Source organism: Nitrosospira sp. CT (assembly GCF_059489795.1).
Genome location: NZ_JCAHZJ010000059.1, coordinates 1 through 9,978 on the forward strand (window position 1 = coordinate 1; position 9,978 = coordinate 9,978).

Consider the following 9,978-nt stretch of genomic DNA (forward strand, 5'->3'; position numbering starts at 1 on the left):
TGGTTCGAGGATTACAATGAATATCATCCTCACAAGGGGCTCAAGATGAAGTCGCCAAGACAATTCATCCGCAGCCAGTTACTAACCGCATCCTGTCCGGTTTAATAGGGGCAACTCCACCACCCGAAGTTGATCCGCTGACCGGCTTGACTCATGATGAAGCCGTCCGGCGCCTCGCCGAGAATGGATATAACGAACTTCCTTCGGCAAAGCCGCGCAATGTGCTCGCCATCGCAATTTCAGTGGCGCGTGAACCATGTTCATGCTTCTGGTCGCCTGCGGCACAATCTATCTGCTCCTGGGAAGCAAGCAGGAGGCCCTGATGCTGCTTGGCTTCGTATTCGTTGTCATGGGTATCACTTTTATTCAGGAGCGCAAGACCGAACGGGCGCTGGGTGCGCTGCGCGATCTTTCCAGTCCCCGTGCGCTCGTTATCCGCGGAGGAAAGCAAGAGCGTATTCCTGGCCGCGAAGTGGTTCGGGGCGATCTCATCATCCTGTCTGAGGGGGATCGTGTTCCAGCGGATGCCATTCTTCTGGAATCTGCTCACATGCCCGTTGATGAATCGGCGCTCACGGGGGAATCTGTTCCCGTACGTAAGCGTGCGAGTGACGGTCATTCCCAGGAAATGGGTGTGCCAGGCGGGAATGATTTGCCATTTATCTTTTCCAGCACGCTTGTCGTGCAGGGAAAGGGGATGGCGGTAGCTACCCGGACAGGCACTGACACCGCCATTGGTCAGCTCGGCAAGGCGCTCGCGAGCATAGAGCAGAAACCAACACGCTTGCAAAGCGAGGTTGCGAGTGTGGTGAAGCGAGTATCCTGGATCGGTTTTGCGCTGGCGAGCATTGTTGCGCTTTGGTATGGAGCCACTCGAGGCGACTGGCTGAATGGCTTTCTCGCCGGGCTGACGCTTGCGATGGCGCTTCTTCCCGAGGAATTGCCGGTTGTCCTCACGGTCTTCCTGGGATTGGGCGCGTGGCGCATATCGAGGGAAAAAGTGCTCACTCGGCAAATTCCTGCAATCGAAATGCTCGGTGCGGCCACCATCCTTTGTGTTGACAAGACAGGGACTCTCACCCAAAACCGGATGGCCGTTGCACGGATATTCAGCGCAGGCCAGGTCTTTGATGCTGCGGGAAAAGATTCATTCGGTCTGCCGGAAACATTCCATGAAACCCTTGAATTCGCCGTTCTGGCAAGCCACCGGGAGCCGTTCGACCCGATGGAGATCGCAATCCGCCACTCCGCGCACAAGCTGCTGGCCCATACCGAGCATTTGCATGGCGATTGGCGGTTGATGAGCGAATATCCTCTCTCGCACGACTTACTGGCCATGTCCCGTGTCTGGCAGTCTCCTGATCAGGTGAACTATACCATTGCCGCCAAGGGATCACCCGAAGCGATCATCGACCTCTGCCATCTTGATTCGGATTCTGCGCGAGGGATTATCACTCAGGTCAATAGCCTGGCTGAGCAAGGCTTGCGCGTGCTGGGAGTCGCCAAGGCTGAATTCAACCAGCAGCGGCTACCTGATCTCCAGCATGATTTCACGTTTCAGTTCCTCGGTCTGATTGCCTTGGCGGATTCCATCCGCCCGCAGGTTCCTGCTGCAATCGAGGAGAGCCAGGCCGCCGGGTTGAGGGTGATAATGATTACCGGCGATTATCCGGCCACGGCAATGAATATTGCGCGGCAGATCGGGATTCAATCGCCAGAAAATACGATCTCTGGGTCTATGCTGGATAGCCTGAGCGATGCCGAGCTTCAGGAGCGTATCCGGGCAGTAAATATCTTCTGCCGAGTCGTGCCCGAACAAAAACTACGCATCGTGAACGCACTCAAGGCGAGCGGTGAAGTCGTGGTCATGACCGGGGATGGCGTCAATGATGCGCCCGCACTGAAGTCGGCGAACATCGGTATTGCCATGGGGAAGCGCGGGACGGACGTCGCGCGCGAGTCTGCCGCGCTGGTGCTGCTAAACGACGATTTTTCTTCAATCGTCTCGGCAGTGAGGCTCGGGCGGCGGATTTTCGATAATCTGCAAAAGGCCAGCGCTTTCATTATTGCGGTCCACCTCCCGATCGTTGGCCTGTCTGTCATCCCCGTGATAATGGGCTTACCCGTAATTCTCATGCCAGTGCATATTCTATTCCTGGAATTGATCATCGACCCGGCATGCTCCATCGTTTTCGAGGCGGAGCGCGAGGAGGCGGACATTATGCGGAGACCTCCGCGAGCCCCGGACACTCCGCTTTTCGATCGTGAACTGTTGATCCTCGGATTTGGGCAGGGCCTGGTTCTGCTTTTGATCGTGCAGGCGATATTCAGCTTTGCGCTCTATCGCGGGCTCGGAGCCGATGAGTCGCGAGCAATAACTTTCATGACTCTGGTCGTGGCCAGCGTGGGTCTGATTTTTACAAACCGGTCTCGATCAAGGTCGGCATTTGCCTCCCTTAAATCGCAGAATGCGGCTCTTTGGTGGGTGACAGGAGGAGCAATGAGCGCCCTTGGGCTGGTTGTCTTCGTTCCGGCACTAAGCGATCTGTTCTCTTTCGGTAGGCCACAACTTCCCGAGGTCGCATTTTGCCTTTTTGCCGGCTTGGCAACATTCGGCCTGTTTGAAACCATGAAGCTGATCCAGGTACACAAGCAAATATCCGCGTGACCCGGGCGCTTGAGCAAGCAGGTGTTCGAATCTGGTATGCGGAACGTCCCTCGGTCCGCTGGTGGGTGCCGCTTACGCCGCCGAGGACTTAGATCGCTTCGAGCAGTGGGTGCCTATTGGGTGTCAGGGAAGTTATCGCATATATAGGCATAGGCTTAAGCAGCGGGTTGCTCGAGTGGCTGATGAGCTTCTTTCGACGCCACTTCGCGGATCGCCCTGTATAGGACCTGGCCATGCCCTTCGCTGCGGTGGCTACATCAGTCCGTATCGGCGCGGAGATCTGGGTGGGAACCTCGTGACCCCATTATCCCGAGAATTTGAGCTCATACTCATATCGGGCATGAATACAACATCTTTTGATGATCGTTACTTCGGTCTGGAAGGGTAATCTTCCTGATGACGTTCTCCACTGCTGATGTTTCCACTTTCACCCACATCTATGATATAAATTTTGCCTGCGCCGCGCTGATAGGTGTTAGCGGCCTGCATAACCGTGCTGAAAATATTGTCCACTTGCTCATCGGAAGCAAAAATTTCGATGCGTTTTTTCGGCATATAAGGATCGAAACTGCTATCGGCGACCCGCCCTCTGCCAAAACCGTAGCAATCCGAGACGCTCATGCCTGGGAAATCCGGAATTTCAAGTAACGCCTGCGTTACCTTGGATAACATGAAGGGTTCAATGTATGCGCGGATTTCTTTCATGAGGGCAGTGGGTTGTGATTATTCTTCAAAATTCGAGTAGAGCGCAGGAAGCATGGTCAGGGTAAGAATGGTGGCACTCATGAGCCCGCCGATAATGACCGTTGCGAAAGGCTTGACAGCTTCCGCTCCCACGCTGCTGGAAAGCGCGGCAGGCAACAGCCCCAGCATTGCCACGAGCGCTGTCATCACGACAGGCCGCAGGCGGCTGATGGAGCCTTGCAGAACGGCTTCATGTAAAGGAAGCCCCTCCCGCCGGAGCAGGTTGACCTTAGATATCAGGATCACCCCATTTTGCACGGCGATGCCGAATAAGGCAACAAAACCTACCGCTGCCGATACACTCAAGTGAATGCCTGTCAGCAGGAGGGCGACCAGGCCGCCGATCAGCGCGAACGGCACATTCATGACAATGAGCGATGCATGCTTGGCCGACTGGAATGTCCAGAACAGCAACAGGAAAATCAGCATCAAACTCACGGGGACAATAAAATAAAGGCGTTTCATTGCACGCTGCTGGTTCTCGAACTGGCCGCTCCAGACAATATCGTAACCTGGCCCGAGCTGAACCTGTTGCGCGACTTTTTTTTGCGCCTCTGCTACGAAGCTCCCTTGATCGCGTCCGATCAGGTTACATTTGATGGCGATACGTCGCATGTTGTCCTCCCGGCTGATGCGGGAAGCGCCCTGATTGACCTTGATCTCGGCCAGTTCGGCCAACGGAATGCGCCCGCCATTAGGTGAGAGAACGGTTATGTCTTCAATCGCTCCCACGGAATCACGCGTCCCCTCCGTCAGCCGCACAGTGACGTCGAAGCGGCGCTCTCCTTCAAGAATTTGCGTTGCGGCCTTGCCGCCGACGGCCATGGCGATTACATCTTCTACGTCGGAAATATTAATACCATAGCGGGCAATTTTAGCCCGGTCTATGGAGATAAGGAGCTGAGCCAGTCCTGATTGCTGTTCAGCCGCCACGTCAGTAGCACCCCTTATGGTTCTCAGAATTCCTGTTATCTGGTTGGCTTTCTCCTGGAGGATCTTCAGGTCCTGGCCAAAAATCTTGATGGCGATTTCGCCCTTGACCCCGGAAATCGCCTCTTCGACATTGTCCTGGATCACTTGGGAGAAATTAAGCAGCAGGCCAGGGAACACTTGCAGGCGCTTATTCATGGCCTTGACCAGATCGTCTTTCTTGCCATACCGCCAAGTTTCCTTCGGCTTGAGATCAATGAGAAGTTCCAGATTATTAAAACCTTTGGGGTCGGTGCCATCCTCCGGGCGCCCAAGTTGTGTAAGCACGGACTTGACTTCGGGGAATTCGAGTATGCTTGCCCGTATCTCTTGTTCCAGAAGTTTTGCTCGGTTCAACGAAACCGGTGTTGGCAAGGTGATGGTCAGCCAAATATTACCCTCATCGAGCTTGGGCATGAATTCGGTGCCGATCAGCGGCGTGGAAGCCAGTGACAAGGCCAGCGCGATTCCGGCAACGGCAAATAACTTTCTAGGCTTGGCCAATACCGCTTCCAGTAATTTGTGGTAGCGCTGTTCCATGGCGTGCACCAGGGAATTATGCGTCTCCGTGAGCTTTGGCCCCAGCATATAACTTAATAGTACGGGTATCAGGGTCAGGCTGATGATCAGGGAGCCCAGCATGGCGAAACTGAGCGTGTAGGCCATTGGTGAGAAGATTTTCGCCTCAACGCGCTGAAAGGTAAAAATCGGCAGAAAAGCGACGATCACGATCGCTTGGGAAAAAAGCATGGGTCGGGACATCTCGGCTGCAGTGATGAGCATCGATTGCCGCATGTGCGCCGCAGTAGCGTGCTGGCGCATCTCCAGCGTTACCTGGACCATGACAGCTTCGACCAGCACGATCGCCGCATCCACAATAAGACCGAAGTCGATGGCGCCAAGCGAAATGAGATTGGCGGAAATATGCCAGGTTTCGATCAGGATAAATGCGAACAGCAAGGACATCGGAATGACGATGATCACCACCAACGCGGCCCAGAACCGGCGAAGGAAAATAACCAGTATCGCCAGCACGAGTGCTGCGCCGAGCAACATATTGTGCTCGACCGTATGAACGGTATGCCGCACCAGTTCAGTTCGGTCGTAAAAGGGAATGATCTTGATGCCGGGCGGCAGTCCGTGATTATTGAGAAACTCGATTTTGGCCTTGACGCCTTTCAGTACTTCATTCGCGTCCTTGCCCTTGATAAGGAGGACGATGCCTTCAACCACATTATCGTGCTCGTTGAAACCGACCAGCCCCGTGTGCGGAGCAGGGCCGATGACCACCTCGGCAACATTCTTGACAAAAACGGGAACCCCCTCCTGGTTGCTAGCGATAACGATATTGCCGATTTCTTCCAGTGATTTCAGCAGCCCGGCGCCACGAACCACCAATGCTTCGCTGCCGTGCTCGATGTAGCCGCCGCCGATACTGGCGTTGTTGGCGTTAATGGCCGTATAGACATCGGTAATCGTCAGCTTGTAATTCTTGAGCTTGTTCGGATCCACCTGAACTTGGTATTCCTTGATGCCGCCTCCGAAGGCCACCACATCCGCTACGCCCTGGACGTACCGAATGGTGCGTTCGATTACCCAATCCTGCAGCGCGCGCTGTTCCACCAGCGGAACCCCCGGTGCTTCCAAACGGTAGCGATAGATTTCTCCTATGCCCGTTGACAGGGGCCCGAGCAGAGGCTTGGTATCCGCTGGCAGGCTGACTGATTTCAACCGCTCCAGCACTTGCTGCCTCGAAAAATAATCCTCGGCGGCATCGTCGAAGGTCAGGGTAACCACCGACAAGCCAAAAATGGATACTGAACGTATGTTGATCAGGTCAGGCAGGCCGTTCATTTCCTTTTCGATCGGCAGGGTGATAAGTTTTTCCACCTCTTCCGGGGCCTGTCCCGCGTATTGCGTCACGACCTGGACGAAAACATTCTGAACGTCAGGGAAGGGTTGTATCGGCAGACGCTCGAACGAAAAGAGGCCGATGGCCGCCAGCAATCCCGATGCAATAAGGACCAGCAGGCGCTGCTGCAGGCAGAACGCGATTATTTTATAAGTCACGGCGGGCTTTCGCCGGTTTGATGCTCGGTGTCCTGCTCGGTGCGCAACAGCAGGGCGCCATGCACGACCAGGCGCTCACCCGGCTTCAAACCCTCGAGAATTACGGCGCGGTCCTTGAGACGCAGGCCTACTTTAACCGGACGCCTGCGGTAGTGGTAATCTCCGATGTCCACATAGACCCAGTCGGACTCGTTCTCGGTAAATAGTGCCGTTAATGGCACGACAATTGCGAGATCGCCCGGATCGCTTTGGACATCGATGGCGGCGAACATGGAGGGCAGCAGGCGGCCATCCTCATTAGGCAGAATGCAGCGCACTTTTACCGTACGCGAGCTTTCGTCCACCACCTGACTGATGTAGCTGACAGTCGCATTAAAATTCCGGCCGGAATAGGCAGGCACTTTCAGCACAATCTTTGTGCCTATGTGAATCTGGCCGATATCCTTCTCGAAAATATCCATCTGCACCCATAACTGGCGCAGGTCGGAAATGACAAACAGCGGTGCAGCAAGGTCCGGCCTGACTTCCATCCCAGGATTGATAGTGCGTTCCGTGACCGTTCCCGGGATGGATGCGCGCAGGGAAAAGCGGTTATCCATTCGTCCCGGACGCGCCCCCAGGTTTGCAAGCTTGAGCCTGGTCCGTTCGGCCTCGCTGCGCGTGCGTGTCAGATTATCTTCGGCCTGCTCGTGCTCCTTGCGCGGCGCAATGCCGTTATCATACAACTCCTGTACCCGCTGAAAATTCCTCTCGGCAAGATTCAGATCGGCCATGGCGGCCGCGTAAGCGGATTGCGCTTCTCCAAGGTCCGGGCTATCCAGCACCGCCAGCGTGTCGCCTTTGCGAACCGATGCTCCCAATGGGGCAATGTCGCCGATTACGCGTCCGGCAATCGGCGAGGAGACACGCGCCGTGCGGATTTCGTCATAGGTAATCTTGCCCGTGACGGGATCCATCAATGGCCGCTGAACGAGTTCGATAACGGCCTCCTCGATATACTGACGCTTGGGCGATTCCGGCCGCAATATCACTTCGCCCGCGGGAGGGAGAACAACCGTGTGTTGCGGTTCGCTGTTGTTTTGCTGCTGGCAAGCTAGCAGGGACAGGCACAGCAATCCTGTCGAAAGCTGAATAACAAGGTGTAACTTCATTTCATATTCAAGCCGTTCAGGCGCTATGGATTAGCTTCATGGAGGAATGATGCAGGATGCAGACTGTCAGGATCAGGAAGATGGGATAAACGGCACGTCAGGCTGCAAAGGGTTATTTACCGAAATTCACCCGGTGCGAACGCGCAGACCGCCAATCATCCTGGTTGCTGCCGGATTGATAGCGCGGATTTCCGGTTTCCTCACCATATGCCATCAGCAAATCCGCCCAGGCTTTGCTGCGGTTTGCCAGCGCGGCATAATAATCCAGCATAATTGTCCGATAGCTTCGCTCAGCATCGATCAGATCCAGCACTCCCACTGCCCCTTTTTGATAAGCAATTTCCTGTGCCTTGCGCAATGCCTCGATTTTTTTGACTACATAAGTTTCAAAGCGTCGGGCTATGGCGTCGGCGCTTTGCCAGGCTGCCGAGGCCTTCATGACTTCAGCGCGCACGTCATACTCGGCCTGCCTTAATGCCAGTTCGCTGGAAGTTAAACCTACGCGAGCTTGGGAGATTTCACCTTTTTGCTGGTAGAACAAAGGGATTGGTATGCTGATACCCACGCCGCCAGTACGCGGAAACTGGTTACCCTGATCCTGATCGTAGAACGCGCTTATTGTCACATCGGGAATGACCTGCCGTTGCGCGAGTGTGAGCACTTTTAGCGCCTGGGCGATGCGTACTCTTGCAGCGCGCATATCCGGACGCCGTTCCAGCGCGCGTTCAACCAATTGATCCTGCGTGGCCAGCACAATCTCGGGCGTTGCTTGAGGCCAGGTTTCGACGGCATTGATTTCTACGCTGTTTTCAGGCCAGCCCAACAGCAATAGCAAGTCGGCCTGCGCCTGATTCAATGCAGCCCTTGCCTGATCCTGATCGCTTTGAACCTTGAGGCTTTCAACCTCGATACGAACGAAATCCATCTCCGCAACATCGCCTACCTTGAGCCGTATTTCGTTTACCCTCAGAATTTCCCGATAATGCTCGAGGTTATCCCGTGCAACCTTGATCGTCTTCTGGGCCAACAGGAGGTTGTAAAAACTGCGCCGTACGGTGTTTGTGAGCACGCGTGCAACGTCTTGCACGTCGAAGTTCACAGCCTCGGTAGCCAGTTCACTGCTTTCTATCCGTAAACGCCGTTTCCCGGCCGTTTCTATGAGCTGCTGAATCTGCGGTAAGTACGCGGGGATTGCCAGGTGCCGGCTTTCTGGCGCGAATGCCTTTGGGGCCAGTTCGTGAACTGTAAAACTGAATACCGGATTGGGAATCGCTGCGGCGATGATTTCCTGGGCCCTGGCGTTATCGATGTTGAGGCTGGCGGCGATCAAGCCAAGGTTGCGCTGATAGAACAGTGCGATCGCTTGTTGTTCGGTGATGGAAAATTCCTCTTTTGCAGGTTCTGCCTGAACCGTGAAAGAAGCCGCGTGAAGCATTGCCGATATACTCGAAAACAGCATGATCCCCAGAGCAATTCGTACTGCAGGCAACACATTGCTCAGAAGATTAAGCACATCAACTCGCTCACGATCAACTTGTACTCCGGGATACATATCTTTACCGCTGAGTATTACCTAAGCAAGGTGAGGGGCTTTCGGTTCGGATAATTCCGGTACTAGGAAAATGCCTTTCGCACGCCTTCAAGCATGTTCAAAACTCCTACGAGATGATACGTGAGAGCTCTGGTACCAACGGAATAACGCTCGTCTGGTGAGAATCAGGTACAACTAAAAGAGCGCAGCCTCGATGTCACATGATAATCAAATGTTCTTCAACGAGTGTACTTTCTATGAGACTTTTGCTGGGCGAAGATGATCATGGTACTGCCCCCCACTTTAGTAGATACTCTGCTGCCGTTGAAATATGCGCGCGCACGCGAGGAGCGGCAGGGTTTTTCTTGGGAATTATGCGAACTGGAAACCGGGGAAAGTGGAGAAATATTTATGCGTATCCGTCGTGGCTATTTCAGGACATGGGGCCATGCGGCGGTCCTTGAACTGCTCGCTCGCGGACAACCAGTAACCGCGGAACTGGCGAGCAAGGTGAACGTAGCGAACAGCGTCAGCGTCGGGAAACCGAGATCGATGTACTCACAGGCAGCGGCAGCCCGATGGATAACGCGACGCGCCTGATACGCACAGAAAATCAACGGCGTCCACGGAGAGGCTTACATCTCAGGCGCACTTGCTTATCCGAATGCGGCCCGCGTATGCTTCCTGCTTTCCCCTGCGCATCTGGATGCCTGACATATGTGAACTGACCCTACCCCGATAAACCGTACCATTTAAAAGTAGAATTTCCGGCATGATTTTTACCTTTTTGGAAAGGAGTCATGACGTGAAGAAAAGCAAATTTACCGAGCAGCAGATTGCGTTTG

The 9,978-nt window shown here is 54.5% G+C and carries 7 protein-coding genes; 3 read left to right on the forward strand and 4 right to left on the reverse strand.

The genetic code is table 11. From position 1 onward, the window contains the following. The first annotated feature begins 146 nt into the window (after positions 1–146). A complete protein-coding gene (locus AC52W5_RS09915; protein ID WP_495670882.1) occupies positions 147–323 on the forward strand; it encodes a cation-transporting P-type ATPase in 177 nt (58 codons plus the stop codon). Next, positions 257–2,668 carry a cation-translocating P-type ATPase gene (locus AC52W5_RS09920; RefSeq protein WP_495670883.1) on the forward strand — a complete coding sequence of 804 codons (2,412 nt, stop codon included), beginning with the start codon at positions 257–259 and terminating at the stop codon, positions 2,666–2,668. Before AC52W5_RS09915 ends, AC52W5_RS09920 begins: the two co-directional genes overlap by 67 nt. Positions 2,669–3,034: 366 nt before the next feature. Here the strand turns inward: AC52W5_RS09920 and AC52W5_RS09925 are convergent, their stop codons facing one another. The 4 genes from AC52W5_RS09925 to AC52W5_RS09940 form a co-directional block, all read right to left on the reverse strand. Next, positions 3,035–3,373 carry a P-II family nitrogen regulator gene (locus tag AC52W5_RS09925; RefSeq protein ID WP_074974448.1) on the reverse strand — a complete coding sequence of 113 codons (339 nt, stop codon included), beginning with the start codon at positions 3,371–3,373 and terminating at the stop codon, positions 3,035–3,037. 18 nt (positions 3,374–3,391) lie between these two features. Further along, positions 3,392–6,451 (reverse strand): efflux RND transporter permease subunit, encoded by a 3,060-nt coding sequence (locus AC52W5_RS09930; protein WP_495670884.1) that lies wholly within the window; start codon positions 6,449–6,451, stop codon positions 3,392–3,394. Then, on the reverse strand, positions 6,448–7,602 hold the full coding sequence (locus tag AC52W5_RS09935) for an efflux RND transporter periplasmic adaptor subunit (protein ID WP_495670885.1): 1,155 nt from the start codon (positions 7,600–7,602) through the stop codon (positions 6,448–6,450). Before AC52W5_RS09935 ends, AC52W5_RS09930 begins: the two co-directional genes overlap by 4 nt. A 112-nt stretch (positions 7,603–7,714) precedes the next feature. Continuing rightward, entirely contained in the window at positions 7,715–9,115 is a 1,401-nt protein-coding gene (locus AC52W5_RS09940; protein WP_495670886.1) for a TolC family protein, read from the reverse strand. A gap of 303 nt (positions 9,116–9,418) precedes the next feature. On the opposite strand from AC52W5_RS09940, the gene AC52W5_RS09945 reads away from it, so the two are divergent. Then, positions 9,419–9,733, forward strand: coding sequence for a hypothetical protein (locus tag AC52W5_RS09945; RefSeq protein ID WP_495670887.1), 315 nt, complete (start codon positions 9,419–9,421; stop codon positions 9,731–9,733). Positions 9,734–9,978 lie beyond the last annotated feature (245 nt).

Excerpts from the sequence above, each read along its gene's own strand:
- AC52W5_RS09925 (WP_074974448.1), bottom strand. The coding sequence starts at position 3,373 with ATGAAAGAAATCCGCGCATACATTGAACCCTTCATGTTATCCAAGGTA.
- AC52W5_RS09945 (WP_495670887.1), top strand. The coding sequence starts at position 9,419 with ATGGTACTGCCCCCCACTTTAGTAGATACTCTGCTGCCGTTGAAATAT.
- AC52W5_RS09920 (WP_495670883.1), top strand. The coding sequence starts at position 257 with ATGTTCATGCTTCTGGTCGCCTGCGGCACAATCTATCTGCTCCTGGGA.
- AC52W5_RS09935 (WP_495670885.1), bottom strand. The coding sequence starts at position 7,602 with ATGAAGTTACACCTTGTTATTCAGCTTTCGACAGGATTGCTGTGCCTG.